Genomic DNA, 20,383 nt, shown 5'->3' on the forward strand with positions numbered 1-20,383 from the left:
AACTGCGTTTGCGTGGGTGTTTAGGGCATTTACGTTCGTGTTAATGCGAAAACTCATTGTGTATCCTTTTAAGTTTTATTTCAAGCTTTTTGCTTGTTAAAACCCAAATCGGCAAAAAAAAAAAAAAACGTTTAGGGGTTTAGAGAGAATTTGTGAAAAAATTTTAAAAATTAAGAGAAAGTAGCCAAAATGGCTACTCTAAAAGCTCTCTGATTAGAAGCTGTGGGGTGATTAAGCCACGAAATGAATTTTTTGAGATTGAGAAAATTATATCTATCGTTTCGCCGACTTTTATGTGCCTTGTGTGGTTAAAAAACAGGGCTTCAAGGGTCTTATCGCCCTTTTGCAGGATTAGTTTTAGGTGATTTTGGTCTTTGCCGATTAGCTTTTCATTTTTTACTAGGACATTTTCAAGCTTAAAAACTGGGCGTGGGTTTTTTTGTCCGTAAGGCTCAAAAATCTCTAAAATTTCAAGCAAATCATAGTCAATCTCACGCGGATTTATCTCGCCTAAAAGGTCATCGCTCGGGCTAAATTTATGCAAATCCATTAAAAAACAGCTCTTGTTTATCTCGCTTTTAAACAGCTCTAAATTTAGCGGGTCACACACAAGACCAGCCGCACCCTTGTGCCCGCCAAAACTGCTTAAAAGGTGCTGGTGCTTTGCAATTAGCGATAAAATATCAATCTTACCCACGCTTCTAGCGCTACCCTTTGCTCTGCCCTTGTCTATGCTAAATACGATAGCTGGTTTTTTAAAGTGCTTTGCAAGGCGACTAGCGACTATGCCAATAACGCCCTCGTGCCACTCCTGCCCCCACGTGACAATGATATGCTCATCATCGCTGACATCTTTTAGGGAATTTTCAAATAAAACCCGCTCCTCTTCTTTTCGTGAGTTGTTAAACTCAACAATCATATCAAGAAAATCGTATGCTTCTTTTATGTTTTTGGTGCGTAAAAATCGGTAGGAATTTGTAGCGTCATCCATTCGCCCAGCTGAATTGATAAGCGGAGCAATAAGAAAGCTGATATCATCGCACTCAAATTTATCCTTGCCGTAAAAGTCTTTAATAGCTAAAAATGCGACACGTTTTGACTGATTTATGCGGTTAATGCCTAAGCGGACTAAGATTCTATTCATATCCCTAAGCTCCATCATATCAGCAATTATTGCAATGGCTAAAAGCTCTAAGAATTTTGACATATCAAACTGAATTTCTAAAACCTCTTTTAAAGCACCAACGACATACCAAGCCACCTGAGCACCGCAAATTTCAACATTTGGGAAGCAACAATCATCTTGTTTTGGATTAATTATCGCATAAGCCTCTGGCAGGATGGCTGGTGGCATATGATGATCTGTGATGATTAGATCAATCCCACGCTCCTTACACATTAAGGCGGCTTCGTGTGCTGATATGCCGTTATCAACGGTTATGATAAGATTTGCGTCTAAAAACTCATCAATGATAGCCGAGTTTAAGCCGTAGCCGTCTTTAAAGCGGTTTGGAATTCTTACCGAGTAGTTTTTTACGCCAATTTCATCAAAAAATTCAGACATAATCACACAAGAGATAACGCCATCAACATCATAATCTCCGACAATGACTATCTTTTCGCCTTTGGCGATCGCATCTTTTATGCGATTTGCACCCTTGTAGATGTCTTTTAAAGCACAAGGTTTAGGAATTTCAGAAAGCTTTTTGTGAATATCTTTACTAAATCTAAGCTCTAATAAATTCCTAATATCATCTTTACTTAGCATTTTTAATGCAGGCACTAATAAAGCCCAAAATTGTCGGATTTGGCTTTGTTAAGCGACTGGTAAATTCAGGGTGGCACTGCACGCCGATAAAGAATTTATGCCCTTTTAGCTCAATGGCTTCAACAAGCCCCTTGCTCTCGCCACTAATGATTAATCCCGCCTTTTCGTAATCTGGCTTGTATTTTGGATTTGCCTCAAAGCGGTGGCGATGGCGTTCTTTTACGCTTTTTGCGTTGTTATAAATTTGTGCTAAAAGCGTCTTTGGCTTTATCTCGCACTCATACGCGCCAAGTCTCATCGTGCCACCAAGTGGGCTTTTGTGTGTTCTAATTTGCTCTTTGCCGTGAGCGTCAATGAAGCTGTCAATTAGATAAATTATCGGATTTTTGCACTCTTTGTTAAACTCAACCGAGTTTGCGTCCTCTATTTTTAGCACGTTTCTTGCAAACTCAATCAAAGCTAACTGCATACCAAGACAAATTCCAAGATACGGCAGGTCGTGCTCTCTTGCGTATTTTATGGCTAAAATTTTGCCACTCACGCCACGCTCTCCAAAGCCACCAGCAACTAAAACGCCATCAACATCCTTTAAAATTTCATCAACATTCTCGCTATCAACCTTCTCGCTATCCACCCACTTTAAATTTACCCTAGCATCTAGGTTTGCCCCAGCGTGTATAATGCTCTCAGTTAGGCTTTTATAGCTCTCTTTTAGATCAATGTATTTGCCGACAAAGGCGATTGTCGTGGCTTCTGTTGGGGCGATTATTCGCTTAACCAAGCTATCCCACACGCTCATATCTGGCTTTAACTCGCCAAGCTCTAAAATTTCAGCGATCGGCGTTAAAATATCTTGCTTTAAAAACGCAAGCGGAATTTGATAGATACTAGCACTATCTACGCTCTCAATCACGCAGTTTTTCTCAACACCACAACTTAGGGCGATTTTGTCTTTTAGCTCACGATTTAGTGGCATTTCAGACCGACAAATAATCATATCTGGGCTAATGCCAATACGCCTTAACTCGCCAACGCTGTGCTGAGTAGGCTTTGTTTTAAGCTCGCCAGCGACCTTTATGTAAGGGATAAGTGTTAGGTGGATAAACATACCATTTTTACGCCCGACCTCCGCTCTTAACGCCCTAATCGCCTCTAAAAACGGCAACCCCTCAATATCGCCAACGGTGCCACCTATCTCAACGATTAAGATATCCTTGCCCTCACCAGCCCTTTTAATACGCTCAACAATCTCGCCAACAATGTGGGGTATAACCTGAATAGTCTTGCCTAAATAATCGCCCCTACGCTCCTTTTCAATCACGGTGCTATAAACCCTGCCGGTCGTGAAATTGTTATTTTGGCTTAGGCTCTCATCTAAAAATCGCTCATAATGCCCTAAATCAAGGTCGGTTTCAGCTCCGTCATCGGTAACAAAAACCTCGCCGTGTTCAAGCGGACTCATCGTGCCCGGATCAACGTTAATATATGGGTCAGCCTTTAAAATGCTGACTTTTAGCCCTGAATTTTTAAGCAAAGTGCCGATACTAGCCGCTGCTATGCCCTTACCAAGTGAGCTTAAAACGCCACCTGTTACAAAAATATACTTAGTCTGCTTTGACATTTTTTGCCTTCGTTTTTTATTTTTTAGATGTTGGGATTATATCCTTTTTAAATTTAAAGATTACTATTTTTTGACTATATTATGCTATCATTAGTAAAGTATTAAAAATAAAAGGGGATTTAACAATGAAAATTTTAACTTTTTCAATGATTTGTGCGACAATTTTGCTTGGAGCTGATGTAGCAAATGAGATAACTTACCTATCAAACACAAAAAAATCTTATGAGCTAATAAAACTACCACAAGCGATGAGTGAAAATCCTAATATCAATGGCAACGGCGTAAATATCGGTGTGGTTGATACGAATTTTAATAAATCTCATCAGAGTTTAGCTGGTAAATTTTTAAGCATTGACGGCACACCTTATGATGAGAAAGTAGGCGATAGTGGCTGGTGGGCTAGGTATCCACACGGCACACATATAGCTAGCATTATCGCTGGTAATGACCTTGGCGATGATAAACCAAAGGGCGTGGCTGTGGGGGCTAAAATTTACGGCGTGCAGTCAAAAATGGGCTATTATTCGCCGGATATTAACTTAAAAGAGTATTTTAACAACCGCCCTGAGGTTAAAATTATAAACAATTCAAGGGCTATAAATATTAAGCTTGGCGAAAATTTTGACTTTTTCTCGCCAAAAAGCCTAGATGAAGCGATAAAAGCGATAAATACTGGCTATGTTTATAAAAACGACAACGATGAAAACGACCTTAGAAATTTAGTCTGGCTTTCAAAAAATAATCAGGTTTTAAATATCTTTGGAGCTGGCAACAGAGGGCTAAATCATCCTGAAATTTCAGCACTCTTGCCATATTTTGACCACGAGTTACTTAGCTACATTGCCGTTGGTGCTTTAAACACCGAGCATATCACAATGCAAGGCGAAAAGGCAATCATCGCTGAAAACGGCATTTTAGATGTAACAAACACCTTTAAAGGTGCCGTAAATTTCTCAATTATGGCGCCGGGCGGTAAAATTTTAGGCGCAAATGCGTTTTTTGACAAAAAGGATATTTTTTCAAATTTTACACCAAAAAATTGCGATAGTTTAAGTGGCGAAGAAAAAAGTGCGTGTATTTGGAAAAATAGCGAAGACAAGCGAAACTATGATGAAGTTATGAAAGATAGAACTGCCCAATTTAAAGCAGATGACGGCACAAGCCAAGCTACGGCTATTGTTAGCGGCGTGGCAGCTTTGGTGCAGCAAAAATTCCCATTCTTAGATGGCAAACAAATCGCCGATGTGCTTTTATCAACGGCAAACAACAACTACGAGCTACCAAAATTTATAGTTAGAAAGCACGGATACGGCGAAAATAGAATAGCCTATATAGGCGTATCAGCCCTGCCAAGCGAAGATGAGATAAAAAGCGACTTGCAAAAAGCTGGGTTTAGCGAAAAAGACATAACAGAAATTTTAAAGGCGCAAAAATCAATCCTAACGCCAAGCGAAGTAATGGGTCAAGGCATAATTGACACTAAAAAAGCACTAAATGGACTTGGCACACTTGATGCAAATCGCCTTATGCCAAGTTGGGTTGGCGTTGCAAATTACACAATTGACACAAATGGCTTTGATGCCACGTTTTCAAACGACATAGGTCAAAAGAAGTGGGATGACGCACTTCACTCGCCAGAGGTAAATGAAAAATACGGCAAAATTTTGCGTGATTTAGATGTAGGACTAGATAAAATCGGCGACGGCACACTAACACTTAGTGGCAACAACAGCTACAAGGGCAAGACCTACGTAAGAGGCGGCGAGCTAATACTAACTGGCAGTCTTGATAGCGATGTCATCGTCCAAAACGCAAAATTTAGCGGTAACGGCACAATAAACGCAAGTCTAACAAATAGTGGCTTTGTAGAAGCCCTAAACACCGATACATTAACGATAAATAACTATTACCGACAGACAAATGATGGCAATTTAATCTTAAATTTTAACACCAAATCAAACTCAAAAATAAAGGCACAAAACTATCTCATAGAGGGCGGTAAGCTACTTTATAAGCCGATTTTGGGCGAATTTTACGCAGCAAATCAAAAGGTCGTGATAGATTTAGGCGAGTTAAAAACGCACCTTGATAAATTTAGTGGAGTTGAGATTTTAAGCAATGGTGCTGTTGATTTTGACATTAAAAATTTCATCATCGCACAAGATAAAACAACCATAAACGACCAAACACAACCGCCTTTAACACCGCCTGAAAATCCGAGTGAAAAACCAGCAGAAAAGCCGACAACACCTGAAACACCAAGCAAACCAACCACGCCTACAAATCCAAACAAACCTGAAAAACCAGCCGAAAATCCAAGCGAGATTACCGCTGAAATTAAAATCAAAAAAGATGCCTACGAAGTCGCAAATAGCAATGTCGGCAGTGCGATTTATCAAGCTAGAATTTCGCCAAATCTAAGCGATGAATACAAAGAAATTTTTAAAATTCTTGATACAAAAACACCAGCAAGCGAGCAAATTTTAAACAGCATAGCTGATGATAAAAGCCAAGACGCCACGCAAAATCGGCTCACACAAACTAGAATTAACGCTCAAAACAATATGATTTTTAGCCTAAATCCGCAAAATTTCACAAATATTTTAACCGCAAACAGCCTTGCCAAACCAATAAAAATCGCAAGCATTAGCGATGATGTGATGAGTTTTAAGGTGCTAAATGACAGCATTGAGCCAAGCAAAAACCACGCATTTTACCTAACTCCAAGCTACAAAAAAACACGTGGCGACAACGGCGAAAACGGCAGTGCTTACGGCTTTAATCTAGGCTTTGCAACAGCCATAGATGATAGGCAAAATTTAGCACTTAGCCTAAGCTATCAAAAGGCAAAAGATGAGTATGATTTGGCTGATTTTAACTCAAATTATGTGAATTTTGGGCTAAATCACGTCCTTGATGCTGGAGCGTTTAAAATTTTAAGCGGGGTTAGTCTTGGCGGCGGCAAAAATGACTTTGAGCGTGAAATTTTAGGCACAAGCAAACTAAATGGCTCATACAAAAATCTATTTTTAACTGCCACACTTGGCGTTTCAAAGGCGTTTGAGTTTGGCGATTTTAGCCTCTTACCACTTGGTTATTTTGGCTACAATTTTATCCGCCAAAACGCATTTAGCGAGAGCGGTGCGGTCTTTGCAAAGGAATTTGAAGCGATAAATCATCACTCAACCCTGCTTGGAACTGGGGTAAATTTAAACCATACACAAGAGCTTGAAAATGCGATTTTACAGCTTGGCGGATTTGTTATTTTTGAGCGTAGATTAAGCGGTGCAAACTACGATACAAAGGTGCGTTTTAAGGATTTTGATGACAGCTATTTTACACAAAAATATGAGCTAAATAAAAATCTCTTAACGCTTGGGTTAAACTCGCAAATTGACTTTAAAAATGGTGCATTTTTTAGGCTAAACCTAGCAAACGAAATAGCAAAAACTCAAAAAAGCGTAAGCATTTTTGCTACGCTAGGCTATAAATTTTAAGGGGAATTTATCCCCTTAAATTAAAAACCAATATCAATTAAAACTGCATAAAATTTATAACTTTTATCAAAATTTCAAGCTCTTTTTGTTACAATTTCAAAATATTTTTACACAAAGGAGATAAATTGAAACAAATGGCAATAGAGCATATGAATAGCTCTCACAAAGACGTTCTAGTCGCATTTTGTAAGAAATTTGCGGGGGTGGATAATCCTACAAATGTAAGGCTAGATGATATAAATGAGGACGGGGTTAGCATTAGTTGTGATGAAAATAGCACCTTTATACCCTTTCTAAAAAAGGCTGAACTAAATAATAATGGTTTTAAAAATACAATCATAGAACTTTATGAGAGCATTAAAGATGAAAATGGGGTAGAAAAGAGCCTTTTAGACTTCATAAACGGCTTTAAAACACTCATTATTTCAAGCATAAAAGATGGCTTTGCTAACTCATCTTACGCCCCATTTATCAGGCAAGATGATAATTTTTATATCTGCATATCATCAGTGGCAGCTCACTACGAGGCAATCAGGCAAAATCCAGATAAAATTTCAATCCTTTTTATACAAAACGAAAACGAAGCAAAGAGCCTTTTTGCAAGGGTTAGAGCGAGTTTTAATGCGGTTTGCGAGTTTGTTGATGATAGTTTAAAAGATAGCTACTTAGATATTTTTGAGGCAAACTTTAAAAACGAATCGGCACTAAAATTTATTAGAGATATGAAGGACTTTCATATCGTTAAAATAAGCCCTAAAAATGGGCGTTTTGTCAAAGGTTTTGGCTCGGCTTACGACACAAATGGGCTAAAAATCATAAACGCAAACCGAGTAAATAATCCGCACGAAAAGAGGTAGTTTAACCCCATTTTGGGGTTAAACTTGTAAAAATTCTTGGAGTGATTTTACTTTAAGCACATCGCCGTTTTGAGCCGATGTTATCGCACTTACGGCGATTTTTGCACTTCTTATGTTTGTAAAATATGGCAGTTTAAAACGCAAGATATTTTGGCGAATTTTCTTGCCGTCCTCGCTGTTTGATTTGCTATCACTCGTGTTAATAACGAGTGCTATATCGCCGTTTTTTAGCCTATCTTCAATGTTTGGGCGACCCTCGCTGATTTTATAGACAAACTCCGCTTCAATGCCGTTTTCTTTTAAAATTTTATGCGTTCCGCTTGTTGCAACGATATTAAATCCTAAATTTTTAAGCTCTCTTGCTAGGCTTATGCCTTGGGGTTTATCGGCATCAGCTAGGGTTATAAATACGTTGCCACCGCTTGGCAGGGTGTTATTTGCAGCAATTTGGCTTTTAGCAAACGCCACGTTAAAACTACTTGCAATGCCCATAACTTCGCCAGTTGATTTCATCTCTGGACCAAGTATTAAATCAGCACCAGTTAGTTTATTAAATGGGAAAACCGCCTCTTTTACGCTTATGTGCTTTGGCGTTTTTGGTAGTAAAATTCCATCACTTTCGGTTAAAACGCCGTATTTATCGTAAAATTTCAGTGCCTCACGCAAGTTGCCCTGCCACATTACGCGAGTTGCGACCTTTGCGATTGGCATACCAGTTGCCTTGCTTACAAACGGCACGGTGCGACTAGCACGAGGATTAACCTCAATCATATAAAGCTCGTTTTCATAGATTGCAAACTGGATATTTAAAAGCCCAACAACGCCCAAATTTAGGGCAATATCACGAGTTTGAGTGCGCACTTTTTTTATCATCTCATCACTTAGGCTTTGAGGTGGCAAAATACAAGCGCTATCGCCCGAGTGAATTCCAGCCTCTTCAATATGCTCCATTATCGCGCCGATATAAACGTCCTTGCCGTCACTTATCGCATCAACATCAAGCTCGGTCGCATCTTGTAAAAATTTATCAAGCAACACTGGCGAGTTATTGCTAACCTTAACCGCCTCGCTCATATATTCACGTAGCTCCGCCTCGCTATGCACACGCCTCATCGCACGACCGCCAAGCACGTAGCTAGGGCGAACAAGCACCGGATAGCCAATCTCATTTGCCTTTCTTATGGCTTCATCTTCGCTTGTAGCGGTGTCATTTTTAGGCTGCTTAATGCCGATTTTATCTATAAATTCGCTAAATTTCTTTCTATCTTCTGCAATGTCAATCGTCCTTGCACTTGTGCCAATTATTTTTGCACCTATAATGCTTAGGCGTTTTGAAAATTTAAGCGGAGTTTGACCGCCAAAATGCACGATAACGCCGTCTGGCTTCTCTTTATCAATGACTGAGCGTAAATGCTCAAAGTCAATTGGCTCAAAGTACAAAATATCGCTCGTGTCGTAATCTGTCGAAACGGTTTCTGGGTTGCAGTTATACATTATCGTTTTCACGCCCAAATCCCTAAGTGCGTAACTAGCGTGAACACAGCAGTAATCAAACTCAATGCCCTGCCCTATTCTGTTTGGGCCACCTCCAATTATCATCACCTTTTTTTCGTTTGAAATTTCATCTTTTTGCGGTAGCTTTGTGATATTTGTGCTTGAATAAAGATACGGCGTAAGTGCTTTAAACTCCCCAGCACACGTATCAACCTCGCTGTATTCTAAATTTATACCAAGCTTGTTTCTAGCAAAAAATATATCGTTTTGACTTAGTTCTAAATTGTCCTTTAAGTCAATAAGCTGGGCGATTTTTTTATCCGAAAAGCCCATAGTTTTAGCAAGTCTTAGCAAATTTTCATCGTTTAAAATATCCATATCAATGCGGTTTTCAAACTCCACAATCTCTTTTATTTGATTTAAAAAATACCTATCAATCCTGCTAAATTCATAAACCTCATCAATGCTAAATCCAGCCCTAAACGCCTGTGCTACCATTAAAATTCGCTTCTCGTTTGCGTGTCTTAGTCCGTAAATTAGCTCATCGCGGCTTAAATTTAGCGTGTCAAATCCGCCCAAATCTCGCTCTAAACTACAAAGCGCCTTTTGGATACTCTCTTTAAACGTCCTACCAATCGCCATAACTTCGCCAACAGACTTCATCGCTGTGCCAAGATGTGGGTTAGCACCAGCAAATTTCTCAAACGTAAAGCGTGGAATTTTTGTAACGATATAATCAATCACTGGCTCAAAACTTGCTGGTGTGCCTGTAATGTCGTTTTTAATCTCATCAAGGCTAAAACCAACGGCTAAAAGCGTGGCGACTTTGGCGATAGGATAGCCAGTAGCCTTACTTGCAAGGGCTGAACTGCGAGAAACGCGTGGATTCATCTCAATGACAATCATTCTGCCAGTGTTTGGCTCAATGGCAAACTGGACGTTTGAACCGCCCGTATCAACGCCGATCTCACGCAAAATCGCAAAACTTGCGTCACGCATATTTTGATACTCTTTATCTGTTAGCGTTAGGGCTGGGGCAATTGTGATGCTGTCCCCTGTATGAACGCCCATTGGGTCAAAATTTTCAATTGAGCATACGATTATGCAGTTATCGTTTTTATCACGAATAACCTCCATTTCGTATTCTTTCCAGCCAAGAAGGCTCTCTTCAATTAAAATTTCGTGTATCGGACTGGCTTCAAGACCACGCTGCGCTAAATCCTTAAACTCATCAATATTATAAGCCACGCCACTACCAGCACCGCCAAGCGTAAAAGAGGCACGTATCATTAGCGGATAGCCTATCTCATTTGCTGCATTTAACGCCTCATCAAAATTATAAGCGTAAGCCGATTTTGGCAAATCCATACCGATTTTTTTCATAGCCTCTTTAAAAATTTGCCTATCTTCGCCCTTTTTTATCGCCTCTGGGTTTGCGCCTAGGAATTTCACATTGCCAAGCATATTATGCTCATAAAGCTCCATAGCGACGTTTAGCGCGACTTGTCCGCCCATTGTCGGCAAAATCGCATCAACTTTCTCACGCTCAATAATGCTTTTTATGCTCTCTTTTGTAATCGGCTCAATGTATGTAGCGTCGGCAAAATCAGGGTCTGTCATAATGGTAGCTGGGTTTGAGTTTATAAGCACCACTCTATAACCCAGCTCTTTTAGGGTCTTAGCAGCCTGTGTGCCTGAGTAGTCAAATTCACACGCCTGACCTATCACGATAGGGCCTGAACCTATCAACAAAATGGTTTTAATATCATCTCTTTTTGGCATTACTTATCCTTTGTTACAACATATAAAAAACTAGGCATATTTACCTTGACATAAGGCTCAATTATGGCACTTTGATATGAGCTTTCATCGTAAATTTTAACCACCTTGCCAACTCCAACCCCACCAAAAAATATCCCATCAAGTCCGCTTGTATAAACCTCATCGCCGACCTTTGGGCTTAGCCACTGGGGGATAAATTTTATCACCATACCATTTTTACTGCCGTGAGCAATGCCCGGGATTTTATCGGCTCCGATATAAACTGAAAATATGCTCTTTGGGTCATTTTGAAGCAAAGCCATTGGGCGATAATCCTTTGAAACTACGATACCAGCGGTCTTGCCTTGATAGATTAATCCATAAATTTTATTTGGGTTATAATCCTTAAAATCGCTTATGTAAATTTTGCCATAATCGCTTATGTTTGCGTAGCCTAGGGTTTTTACGAGCGTGATTTGTGGATTAAAGGCGGTTGAGTTTTTATCTTTTAAAATTTCGTTTAATTCATTTGCAAATGTAGATAACAAAACGGCTGAGCGTTCAAGCTCGGCGTTTTGCTTTCTTAGACTCTCTATCTCTTGTGCTTGGCGAAAATGCTCATTAATCTCATCTTTTATCCCCTTTGTAAATGAGAGATAGCTCCCTACAACGGCGTTGCTAAAATTTACGACAACACCGCCAACGTAGGGGCTTTTATAGATTGAGATAACAGCTAAAAAAGCCACAAAGATAAAGAGTAAAATTTTAGTCTTCATTTGTTATTTGTTGAAGTACTTCTACCTTTTCTAACGCCTTACCAGTGCCACGAGCAACGGCTAAAAGTGGCTCATCTGCTATGCTTACTGGCAGTTTTACGATATCGCTTAGATACTTATCAAGCCCACGGATTAAAGCGCCGCCGCCAGTTAAAACAATGCCGTTTTCAACAATATCAGCTGCTAAATCTGGTGGCATTACTTCAAGCACGGCTTTAAGTGCGTCAGCAATCTCTTTAAGTGGCTCACGCATAGCCTCACGCACGTCCTCGCTGGTTAGCTCAATACGGCTAAGCAAACCAGTCATCTGATCCCTGCCCTTAACGGTAATGCTAAGCTCACGCTCTAATGGCACGGCTGAACCGATATTTATCTTAATATCCTCGCCAGTTCGCTCGCCAATTAGCAGGTTGTATTTCTCTTTTATGTAATTTACAATGCTAATGTCCATCTTATCGCCAGCTACTCTAATTGACTTTGAGATAACAAGACCGCCAAGCGAAACCACGCCAATCTCGGTAGTGCCACCACCAATATCAACAACAAGGCTACCGCGTGATTCTGTTATTGGTAAATTTGCACCAATTGCGGCTGCCATTGGCTCTTCAATCAAAAACACCTCTCTTGCACCAGCGCTTAATGCACTCTCCTTGACTGCCTTTCGCTCAACTTGTGTTAGTCCATAAGGCACAGAAATGATGATACGAGGGCGTAAAAAGCTCTTTCTTTTGTGCGTCTTTTCTATAAAATATCTAATCATCTTCTCAGTCATATCAAAATCAGCAATCACGCCGTCTCTCATCGGGCGAATCGCATCAATGCCACTTGGCGTCTTGCCGACCATCTCTTTGGCTGCGTGTCCTACGGCTAGAATTTTTTGCTTACCACCGTATCTTTCACGCTGGACTGCTACGACTGATGGTTCGTTAATAATAATGCCCTTATCTTTAACAAGCACGAGCGTGTTTGCCGTGCCTAAATCTATACCCATATCGCTTGAAAAAAATCCGATAAGTTGGTCTAAAATCATCTTTGTCCTTTATGCACTTTTGTTTTGTTTTATTAAAATCGGCTTTTCATCGCCTTTAACGACATCTTTTGAGATGATGACCTCATAGCCAGAAAGCTCTGGCAGGTCATACATAAGGTCAATCATAATCTCTTCCATAATGCTTCTAAGTCCCCTAGCACCGGTCTTTCGCTCAATGGCTAGACTTGCAATCTCGCTTAACGCCTCATCATCAAATTTCAAACTAGCCCCATCAATGGCAAATAACTTTTGATATTGCTTTAAAATGGCGTTTTTTGGCTCGGTTAAAATTTTAACCATATCATCTTTTGTAATCTCATTTAGCGTAGCCACGACGTGTAGGCGTCCGATTAATTCAGGGATTAGCCCAAAATGCACAAGGTCATCAGGTTCAAGCATATTTAGTAAATTTTCACGCTCACTTTTGTTGCGTTTTTCTTGATTAAAGCCAAGCACGTTTTTGCCAATACGGCGTTCAATAATATCAATAAGTCCGTCAAATGCCCCACCGCAAACAAATAAAATATTTGTCGTATCAATCTGAATGAAGTCCTGATTTGGGTGTTTTCTGCCACCTTTTGGCGGGATATTTACAAGACTGCCCTCAATGATTTTAAGCAGTGCTTGCTGCACACCCTCGCCACTAACATCACGCGTAATTGAGCGATTTTCACTCATTCTAGCGATTTTATCTATCTCATCAACAAAAACAATGCCCTGTTCTGCCCGTTTTACGTCGCCGTTTGCCGCTTGAAGAAGGCGAGTTAAGATATTTTCAACATCCTCTCCGACATACCCAGCCTCAGTTAAGCTCGTGGCATCACAAATTGCAATCGGCACATCAAGGAATTTTGCCAAAGTCTGTGCCATTAGCGTTTTGCCACTGCCAGTTGGGCCAACTAGCAAGATATTTGACTTTGAAATTTCGGTGTCATCTTTTATCTCGCTCTGCTTAAAAATTCTCTTATAATGATTATAAACGCCAACGCTAAATACCTTTTTAGCCCTATCCTGACCGATAACATAGCTATCAAGCACGGCTTTTAGCTCTTTTGGTGTTAAATTTTTATGCTCTTTTGTTATTTCGGTAAAATCATCTTGGCTCTCTTCGCCGTAAAGCACGTTGTAAGCGGCATTTACGCAGTATTCGCAAATATAAACGCTGTCATCTTCGTTTGATAAAATTCGCCTATCGTTGCTCTCAAATTCTCCACAAAAATTACATTTTTTTGCCATTAATCTCGTCCTTTTGAAAGTGGAATTCCGCGTTTTGTCGCTAGGATAAATTCACACATTTTTTTTACATTTTGATTTTCTGTACTCTCTAAAAGCAGACTTGCTTGCTCTTTTAGGCTAATGCCCTGATTAAACAGAAATTTATAAGCCTTAACTAAAATTTCAACCTCATCTTTTTCAAATCTACGGCGAATTCCAACTAAATTTAGACTTCTAATATAAGCCCTATTGCCCTCAGCCAAGCAAAACGGCACGACGTCCTGACTGAGTGCAGAAGCACCCGCTATCATACAGCTTTCGCCGACTTTTACAAACTGATGAATAGGCGTAAGACCGCCCACAACAGCGTAATCGCCAAGCTCAACGTGTCCAGCTAGCGTGGCGTTGTTTGCAAGGATAATATTATCGCCTAAAATGCAGTCGTGTGCGATGTGGCAATACGCCATAATAAAGGCATTTTCTCCGATACGAGTTAGTCCGTCGCCCTTGTGTGTGCCTGAGTTTATCGTGCAAAATTCGCGGATCGTGGCATTTTTGCCGATTATCACGCCAGTATCGCTTTCATCTTTGTAGCTAATATCTTGTGGTATATCGCCTACGATTGCGTAGCTAAAAATGCGTGAATTCTCGCCAACTTGCGTCTTGCCAAGCACCCTTGCACCCTGCTTGATTTTTACATTATCGCCTAAAACTGCATCCTTACTAACAAAAGCATAAGCCTCAATCTCACACTCATCGCCTACAATCGCTCCGTCTTCTACAACGGCAGTGTGGTGAATTTTACTCATTTTTGCCTACTTATCAACTATCATTGCTTTAAGCTCAGCCTGTGCACAAAGCACGTCATCAACGTATGCCTTGCCATCAAGCACCCAAATATTGCCCTTGTGTTTTAGCACTTCTAAGCGGTATTCAAGTCTATCGCCGGGGCGGACTGGGTGGCGAAATTTCGCTGCGTCAATACTCATAAAATAAACAACTTTGTCCTTTGTGCTAGCTTGATTTTCATCGCTCATACTTTTAAACGCCAAAACCCCACCAGCTTGTGCCATACCCTCAATAATCATAACGCCCGGATATATTGGATGATCTGGGAAATGCCCCTGAAAAATCGGCTCAGCAATGCTTACGTTTTTGTAAGCAACTATGCTTTTTGTCGGGTCAATCGCAACAACTCTGTCAATAAGTAAAAATGGGAATCTGTGGGGGAGGATTTTTTGAATTTCAACAACGTCTATCATTTTTAACCTTTTTTGCACTAAATTTTGCTAGATTCTATCTAAAAAATGCTTATATTTGAATTTTAAGCACAAAAAAGGTAAAAATTTATGGATTAAACTTCACGCTTAGCGGTCTTAAATCAAGCTGATAACCGTTTGCGATGATTTTGTCCTTTAACTCTTTAAATTTTGAAAACTCCCAAACCTCTCTACAAAGTCCAGAGTCGCTAATTTCAATGTTCTCTAAAATTCCGTCTGGCGTGATTTTTGTAAATTTTAAACAGACATTATTTTTAATCCTAACCGGCGGCACGACGCTTGACATATCGCTAGCTGATGTGCTTAGCTTCTCTCTTGCTAGATAATACGTCCTTAAATCGCTTAATAAAATATTAATATTTGTCGCAGCCTTAACGACCTCAGCATCATCTCTTGTGGCTGCTAGTTTTGGGATAGCCACAGCTGCTAAAATTCCTAAAATCACGATAACAACGATAAGCTCAATAACAGAAAAAGCTCTTTTCATAAATATCCCCTTTAATAACAACTAATTTTAGTTATCGTCATAGTCTTTGAAAAATACGGCGGATAGGGCATTAAGACGCTAAAAGGCACGCTCTTTTTTGCACCTAAATCCCTTGCAACATTAAACTCATACTCAACGACATTTGGCTTTTTATCGCTACCATCATCTTTAAAAAACCACGAAAACAGCGATAGTCCGCTTGATTGAAAGAATGTATCGCCCTTTAAATGCTCTTTATTTAACGGCTGGTTAATGAGTTTTATCACCAAAGTGCAACCGCTGATCATAAAACGCCCCACATTTCTAACCTCGCCACTAAAAACTATGCTCTCATTTCTTAAAACCCTTTGGCTTTTTATGTTCTCAACCACCCCTTTTTTTGTGTATTTATCAAGCACGAGCATTAAAAACACGCTTAAAAATCCACAAACAAGGACGTTTGTAAAAACAAGCGACCAAAAAAGTTTGCTTTCTGCCTTTAATGATAGCACAAAAAAGAGCAAAAATAGAATAAAAATAACGCATAAAACCAAAATATGCACGATTGTAAAATAACTAGCACTCATTAAAAACACTCCACTTTTGTGCTGATATTATAATCAACAAATAAGAAATTTTCAACCACTGCCTTAACCTCTTTGCTCTCGCCGACTAAGAACGGCTCTTTTAAAACCATTGTTTTTGTTAAAAATGGGTTTAAAAAATTTAGGCGATTTTTTAGCTCATTTTTTGAAATCGTGTGAAAATTTAGCTCGGTTTTGCAAATTTTTAGCTCCTTTTTTGACCTGTTTGTTAGGTTAAAATCCACCAAAAGCGTGTTTGAAAATTCAAGCTGTTTTGTGTGAAGTGGCGAAATTTCAACATTTCTAATGCGTCTATTTAGCTCTAAATTCACAAAATGAAAGGCTAAAAAAACGCAAAAAAAGCTAACAAAAATAACTAAAAATCCAATCTGCCACCACCACTTTAAAGCACACAAAATTCCCACAAAAAGCATTAAAACAAAGCACAAAACAACAAAGCCATAAGCTAAATAATCAATAAGCGAGGCGTTGTGAAGCACAAATAGTAAATTTTGTTTTAAGCTACTTAGCATTTCGTGAATTTTTCTCATCAATCCCGCTTAGTCCAAAACGCCTTTTTAGCTCGTTTAAAACCTGCTCTGGATGGATATTAAGCAAAGCAAGTGCGACCACAGCGTGAAAAAATAGGTCAGCACTCTCATAAACTACGTCCGATTTTGCTTTTTCTAAATTTTGCTTGGTGCTTGTGGCGTCCTTAACTGCCATTATAAGCTCGCTAGCCTCTTCGCCGACTTTTTTTAAAATCGCATTTTCGCCCTTTTTAAACAAACTTGCAACGTATGAATTCTCGGGATTTGCATTTAGCTTTCTATCAAGCACGACGTGATAAAGCTCGTCTAAAACATCGTAGTTTGGCTTTGAAATTTCATCTGTCGTTTTAGCTTCGTTTGGGTTAAAAATTTCAGTAAAAAAGCAAGATTTTTGCCCAGTGTGACAAGCCACGCCCTTTTGTTCTACCTTTAAAAGCAGTGTGTCGTTATCGCAGTCAAGCTTTATTGAGAGAATTTTTTGCGTGTGTCCGCTTGTTTCGCCCTTTTGCCAAATGCGATTTTTCGTGCGTGAAAAATAGTGCGCGTAGCCGGTTTTAATGCTTAAATTTAACGCCTCTTCGTTCATATACCCAAGCATTAAAACCTCGCCAGTAACGCTATCAACAGCGATAGCAGGGATAAGCCCTGCCACCTTTTGCCAATCTATTTTTACCACACTCTGCCTTTACTGATTTATCGCACTTTGTTTTGCTTTATCTTTGGTATCAACCCAAATATTTGGCACAGCACCGCCCGGTGTTAAGAAAATTTTCGCGTCCTTGTTCTCACGAAGTGCTTCGTTAAATTTACCCTGAGTTTCAATCTGTTTTAGACTTAAAAGATTATTATCAAGGCTTCTTGCGACCTCTTTATTAGCGTAAGCCTGAGCGTCGGCTTCAATTTTTACAGCATCAGCCTTTGCCTTTGCCTGAATGATAGCCGCTTTTGCCGCACCCTCTGCAAGTGCTGCTTGTTTTAGCGCCTCTTGATTTGCGCGCTCTACTTCGTATTTTGTCCGCTCAGCCTCTTGTTTTGCGATCTGAACGCGCTCAATCTGCTCTTTTACCTTAGCTGGTAAGATAATCTCACGAAGTTGCACGGTTAGTAGCTCAACTGGCTTATTTGGCTGCGCGTCAATGTCCTTTCTAATGCCGTTATCAATGGCTGTTGCTATCTCATTTCGCTTTGTTGGTAGCTCTTCGGCTGTGTATTTACCAGTAACGCTTCTAACCACGTCACGAACGACTGGATCAACGATTTTGCTCTCCCAGCTAAATCCCCATTTTGCAATGGTTTGCGGTGCATTTTCTGGATTTAGGCGATACTGCACGGTTATATCAATGCTAACTGGCAGGTTTCTAGCGTCTAAAACCGAGATGGAATTTTTACGGATTATACCAGCTTGTGCTTGTGATGAGAGCTTTTGCATTTCGCCCATATCTTCGCCTGATGTGTAGTTTATGAGCCTTACACGGGTATCAACGACAGCGACCTTTTGAATGACTGGGATAAAGAAGTGAAATCCCGGTTGAAGTGGGGCTGGTTCGTATTTACCTGCTGTTGATTTTATGCCAACTTCGCCTGAATTTATGATGACAAATGGCTGAGTTAGCGCGATAACAGCGATAATTGCAATGATAATGTAAGCAAGTGTGCCAAATTTGCCAAAGCCGTTTGGTAAATTTATGTTTGGCTTTTTAAATTTTGGCTCATCATTTTGGCTATTTTGACTGTTGTTTGAGCCATTTTTTTTATTAAAATAGTCGTTTAAATCTGCTGGCATTATCGTCCCTTAATTTATGTATGTTAAAAATTTAGCGTATTTTGGATTGCGTCCATAAACTACGTCAAAATAGGCGTCTTGTAGCTTTTTAGTTATCTCGCCGCGTTTGCCAGCGCCAATTTGTCTGTTATCAATATTAGCTATTGGTGTAACCTCAGCCGCCGTGCCAGTAAAAAACGCCTCATCAGCCACGTAAGCCCTATCTCTTGAAATACGCTCACGGCGAACTTCATAGCCTAGATCCTTTGCGATTGTTATAACCGTATCTTGCGTGATACTTGCTAGGCTGTTATCATTTGGCGGAGTGATGATTACGCCGTTTTCAACGATAAAAAAGCACTCGCCAGGCCCCTCTGAAATGTAACCCTCGCTATCAAGAAGCAGTGCCTCATCATACCCAGCCTCTTTTGCTTCATAGTTTGCCATTTGTGAGCTTAGGTAGTTTGAGCTTGCCTTTGCACGGCTCATTTGACCAGCCACATTTAGCTTTGCAAAGCTTGAAATTTTAACCTTTATGCCTTTCTCTAAGCCCTCTTCACCAAGATACGCGCCCCACTCCCACGCTGCAATCGCCGTATTTACAGGGGCTTTTGTGTGCGCTAAGCCCATAACGCCGTAACCTAAGTAGATAAGTGGGCGGATATAGACGTTTGCGTTAAATTTATTTGCGCGAAGCAGCTCAACTTGCGCGTCTTCTAACTCTTTTTGCGTGTATTTTACGTTTAGGATTGTCATTTTTGCCGATTTTAGCAAACGAGCGGTGTGGTCGGCTAATCTAAAAATAGCTAGACCTTTATCGGTTTTATAGGCTCTTGTGCCCTCAAAAACGGCGTTTGCGTAGTGAAGCGAGTGCGTTAAGATATGCACCTTTGCTTCGTCCCATTTAACCAATTTACCATCCATCCAGATAAATTCTGCTGTATTCATTTTCTACCTTTAATAAAAATTTTCGTTTGAGTGTAGCAAAAAAATGTTTAAATAAGAATTTTTTACGGGTTTTTGGCTAAAATTAGCAAATATTTATCGCATTTGGAGGCAAAATGAGCGGTTTTATCGTGGCTAGTTTTATAGTTATTAGCATTATTGTAATTGGCTGGTCGGCTCTTGATGCTGTTAAATCAGAAAAAGAAGCATAAAATCAGCCTTTTACTCTAAAATTTCTATTTTAAAACTTTCGCTAGTTTTTGCGATTTTTTGCATTAATTTTGTCTTTTTATGCTCTTGCCACTGCTCTTTATTTTGCGATAAATAGCTAAAAATTTCATCACTTCTTTTAAAAATAAATCCAAAAGTGTAATCAAATTTCAAAGCCGTTTCATTGACATTTTTTACCAAAGCATTTAGATTAAATGCCCTTTTAAAGGCAAATTCTAAAAACCTAAACACACAAGCACTAATTAAAAACGAGCTAACATTTGGCTTAAAAAACAGCCCCCAGCTATACTCATCGCCGTTTTTTACTAAATTTATACCGCCGATAATTTCATCATCACAAATCACAGCAAAATATACGCTGCTACCCCCCCCCATTTGCGACCCATTTTAGGTGCTCATCGAGAGCTATTTCGCCCTCGTTTTTACTCATTTTTCTAATGTGGGCTAAATTTCTAATCGCAAGAAGCTCTTTGTGCTTGGCTAAACTAAGCAATTTGTAGTTTTTTAGCACTATTTTCATCTTTTATCCTTTGAAATTTTTGCAT

18 protein-coding genes are annotated in these 20,383 nt (G+C 39.7%); 2 read left to right on the forward strand and 16 right to left on the reverse strand.

Annotated features, from left to right (window positions below; translation table 11 throughout):
• Nucleotides 1–193: 193 nt before the first annotated feature.
• Together recJ and pyrG are read right to left on the reverse strand one after the other, a co-directional pair.
• Nucleotides 194–1,768: a single-stranded-DNA-specific exonuclease RecJ gene (gene recJ, locus NYG85_RS06110; RefSeq protein ID WP_284937686.1), complete on the reverse strand. Its 1,575-nt coding sequence runs from the start codon at nt 1,766–1,768 to the stop codon at nt 194–196.
• Nucleotides 1,758–3,389, reverse strand: a complete 1,632-nt coding sequence (pyrG, locus tag NYG85_RS06115; protein ID WP_284937610.1) for a CTP synthase — start codon at nt 3,387–3,389, stop codon at nt 1,758–1,760. Before pyrG ends, recJ begins: the two co-directional genes overlap by 11 nt.
• 125 nt (nt 3,390–3,514) lie before the next feature.
• Between pyrG and NYG85_RS06120 the strand changes: the two genes are divergently transcribed.
• Both NYG85_RS06120 and NYG85_RS06125 read left to right on the forward strand, forming a co-directional pair.
• Entirely contained in the window at nt 3,515–6,886 is a 3,372-nt protein-coding gene (locus NYG85_RS06120; protein WP_284937611.1) for a S8 family serine peptidase, read from the forward strand.
• A 134-nt stretch (nt 6,887–7,020) separates the two neighbouring features.
• Entirely contained in the window at nt 7,021–7,743 is a 723-nt protein-coding gene (locus NYG85_RS06125) for a HugZ family heme oxygenase (RefSeq protein WP_284937687.1), read from the forward strand.
• A gap of 18 nt (nt 7,744–7,761) precedes the next feature.
• Here NYG85_RS06125 and carB read toward each other — a convergent pair whose 3' ends face one another.
• The 14 genes from carB to NYG85_RS06195 form a co-directional block, all read right to left on the reverse strand.
• Nucleotides 7,762–11,019, reverse strand: coding sequence for a carbamoyl-phosphate synthase large subunit (carB, locus tag NYG85_RS06130; RefSeq protein WP_284937612.1), 3,258 nt, complete (start codon nt 11,017–11,019; stop codon nt 7,762–7,764).
• Entirely contained in the window at nt 11,019–11,774 is a 756-nt protein-coding gene (mreC, locus tag NYG85_RS06135; RefSeq protein WP_284937613.1) for a rod shape-determining protein MreC, read from the reverse strand. The genes carB and mreC overlap by 1 nt, the downstream gene beginning before the upstream one ends.
• Nucleotides 11,764–12,804 (reverse strand): rod shape-determining protein, encoded by a 1,041-nt coding sequence (locus NYG85_RS06140; RefSeq protein ID WP_284937614.1) that lies wholly within the window; start codon nt 12,802–12,804, stop codon nt 11,764–11,766. The genes mreC and NYG85_RS06140 overlap by 11 nt, the downstream gene beginning before the upstream one ends.
• Before the next feature lie 9 nt (nt 12,805–12,813).
• Complete coding sequence (gene clpX / locus NYG85_RS06145; protein WP_284937615.1) at nt 12,814–14,040, reverse strand: ATP-dependent Clp protease ATP-binding subunit ClpX; 1,227 nt, start codon at nt 14,038–14,040, stop codon at nt 12,814–12,816.
• Nucleotides 14,040–14,828, reverse strand: coding sequence for an acyl-ACP--UDP-N-acetylglucosamine O-acyltransferase (gene lpxA, locus NYG85_RS06150; RefSeq protein ID WP_284937616.1), 789 nt, complete (start codon nt 14,826–14,828; stop codon nt 14,040–14,042). Before lpxA ends, clpX begins: the two co-directional genes overlap by 1 nt.
• A 6-nt stretch (nt 14,829–14,834) precedes the next feature.
• Nucleotides 14,835–15,281, reverse strand: a complete 447-nt coding sequence (fabZ, locus tag NYG85_RS06155) for a 3-hydroxyacyl-ACP dehydratase FabZ (protein ID WP_284937617.1) — start codon at nt 15,279–15,281, stop codon at nt 14,835–14,837.
• Nucleotides 15,282–15,366: 85 nt separating this feature from the next.
• Nucleotides 15,367–15,786: a prepilin-type N-terminal cleavage/methylation domain-containing protein gene (locus tag NYG85_RS06160; protein WP_284937618.1), complete on the reverse strand. Its 420-nt coding sequence runs from the start codon at nt 15,784–15,786 to the stop codon at nt 15,367–15,369.
• An 11-nt stretch (nt 15,787–15,797) separates the two neighbouring features.
• Nucleotides 15,798–16,352 (reverse strand): DUF2393 family protein, encoded by a 555-nt coding sequence (locus NYG85_RS06165; protein WP_284937619.1) that lies wholly within the window; start codon nt 16,350–16,352, stop codon nt 15,798–15,800.
• The gene (locus tag NYG85_RS06170; protein ID WP_284937620.1) at nt 16,352–16,900 is read right to left on the reverse strand and encodes a DUF2393 family protein; all 549 of its coding nucleotides are present in this window, start codon (nt 16,898–16,900) and stop codon (nt 16,352–16,354) included. The genes NYG85_RS06165 and NYG85_RS06170 overlap by 1 nt, the downstream gene beginning before the upstream one ends.
• On the reverse strand, nt 16,872–17,576 hold the full coding sequence (gene hisIE, locus NYG85_RS06175; RefSeq protein ID WP_284937621.1) for a bifunctional phosphoribosyl-AMP cyclohydrolase/phosphoribosyl-ATP diphosphatase HisIE: 705 nt from the start codon (nt 17,574–17,576) through the stop codon (nt 16,872–16,874). Before hisIE ends, NYG85_RS06170 begins: the two co-directional genes overlap by 29 nt.
• 9 nt (nt 17,577–17,585) lie before the next feature.
• Entirely contained in the window at nt 17,586–18,683 is a 1,098-nt protein-coding gene (locus NYG85_RS06180; RefSeq protein ID WP_284937622.1) for a prohibitin family protein, read from the reverse strand.
• A gap of 9 nt (nt 18,684–18,692) precedes the next feature.
• Nucleotides 18,693–19,610 carry a branched-chain amino acid transaminase gene (locus tag NYG85_RS06185; protein ID WP_284937623.1) on the reverse strand — a complete coding sequence of 306 codons (918 nt, stop codon included), beginning with the start codon at nt 19,608–19,610 and terminating at the stop codon, nt 18,693–18,695.
• Nucleotides 19,611–19,829: 219 nt separating this feature from the next.
• The gene (locus NYG85_RS06190; RefSeq protein ID WP_284937624.1) at nt 19,830–20,213 is read right to left on the reverse strand and encodes a hypothetical protein; all 384 of its coding nucleotides are present in this window, start codon (nt 20,211–20,213) and stop codon (nt 19,830–19,832) included.
• Nucleotides 20,200–20,358, reverse strand: a complete 159-nt coding sequence (locus tag NYG85_RS06195) for a hypothetical protein (protein ID WP_284937625.1) — start codon at nt 20,356–20,358, stop codon at nt 20,200–20,202. The genes NYG85_RS06190 and NYG85_RS06195 overlap by 14 nt, the downstream gene beginning before the upstream one ends.
• Nucleotides 20,359–20,383 lie beyond the last annotated feature (25 nt).

Origin of the sequence: Campylobacter gastrosuis (genome assembly GCF_030249845.1) — a bacterium.
Classification (GTDB): domain Bacteria; phylum Campylobacterota; class Campylobacteria; order Campylobacterales; family Campylobacteraceae; genus Campylobacter_A; species Campylobacter_A gastrosuis.

Bases quoted from the DNA above. Each gene is read 5' to 3' on its own strand.
- pyrG (WP_284937610.1), bottom strand. From the start codon at position 3,389: ATGTCAAAGCAGACTAAGTATATTTTTGTAACAGGTGGCGTTTTAAGC.
- clpX (WP_284937615.1), bottom strand. From the start codon at position 14,040: ATGGCAAAAAAATGTAATTTTTGTGGAGAATTTGAGAGCAACGATAGG.
- NYG85_RS06140 (WP_284937614.1), bottom strand. From the start codon at position 12,804: ATGATTTTAGACCAACTTATCGGATTTTTTTCAAGCGATATGGGTATA.
- NYG85_RS06170 (WP_284937620.1), bottom strand. From the start codon at position 16,900: ATGAGAAAAATTCACGAAATGCTAAGTAGCTTAAAACAAAATTTACTA.
- NYG85_RS06180 (WP_284937622.1), bottom strand. From the start codon at position 18,683: ATGCCAGCAGATTTAAACGACTATTTTAATAAAAAAAATGGCTCAAAC.
- NYG85_RS06190 (WP_284937624.1), bottom strand. From the start codon at position 20,213: ATGGGGGGGGGTAGCAGCGTATATTTTGCTGTGATTTGTGATGATGAA.
- NYG85_RS06195 (WP_284937625.1), bottom strand. From the start codon at position 20,358: ATGAAAATAGTGCTAAAAAACTACAAATTGCTTAGTTTAGCCAAGCAC.
- recJ (WP_284937686.1), bottom strand. From the start codon at position 1,768: ATGCTAAGTAAAGATGATATTAGGAATTTATTAGAGCTTAGATTTAGT.
- mreC (WP_284937613.1), bottom strand. From the start codon at position 11,774: ATGAAGACTAAAATTTTACTCTTTATCTTTGTGGCTTTTTTAGCTGTT.
- NYG85_RS06120 (WP_284937611.1), top strand. From the start codon at position 3,515: ATGAAAATTTTAACTTTTTCAATGATTTGTGCGACAATTTTGCTTGGA.
- lpxA (WP_284937616.1), bottom strand. From the start codon at position 14,828: ATGAGTAAAATTCACCACACTGCCGTTGTAGAAGACGGAGCGATTGTA.
- NYG85_RS06125 (WP_284937687.1), top strand. From the start codon at position 7,021: ATGGCAATAGAGCATATGAATAGCTCTCACAAAGACGTTCTAGTCGCA.
- carB (WP_284937612.1), bottom strand. From the start codon at position 11,019: ATGCCAAAAAGAGATGATATTAAAACCATTTTGTTGATAGGTTCAGGC.
- NYG85_RS06165 (WP_284937619.1), bottom strand. From the start codon at position 16,352: ATGAGTGCTAGTTATTTTACAATCGTGCATATTTTGGTTTTATGCGTT.
- fabZ (WP_284937617.1), bottom strand. From the start codon at position 15,281: ATGATAGACGTTGTTGAAATTCAAAAAATCCTCCCCCACAGATTCCCA.
- NYG85_RS06185 (WP_284937623.1), bottom strand. From the start codon at position 19,610: ATGAATACAGCAGAATTTATCTGGATGGATGGTAAATTGGTTAAATGG.
- NYG85_RS06160 (WP_284937618.1), bottom strand. From the start codon at position 15,786: ATGAAAAGAGCTTTTTCTGTTATTGAGCTTATCGTTGTTATCGTGATT.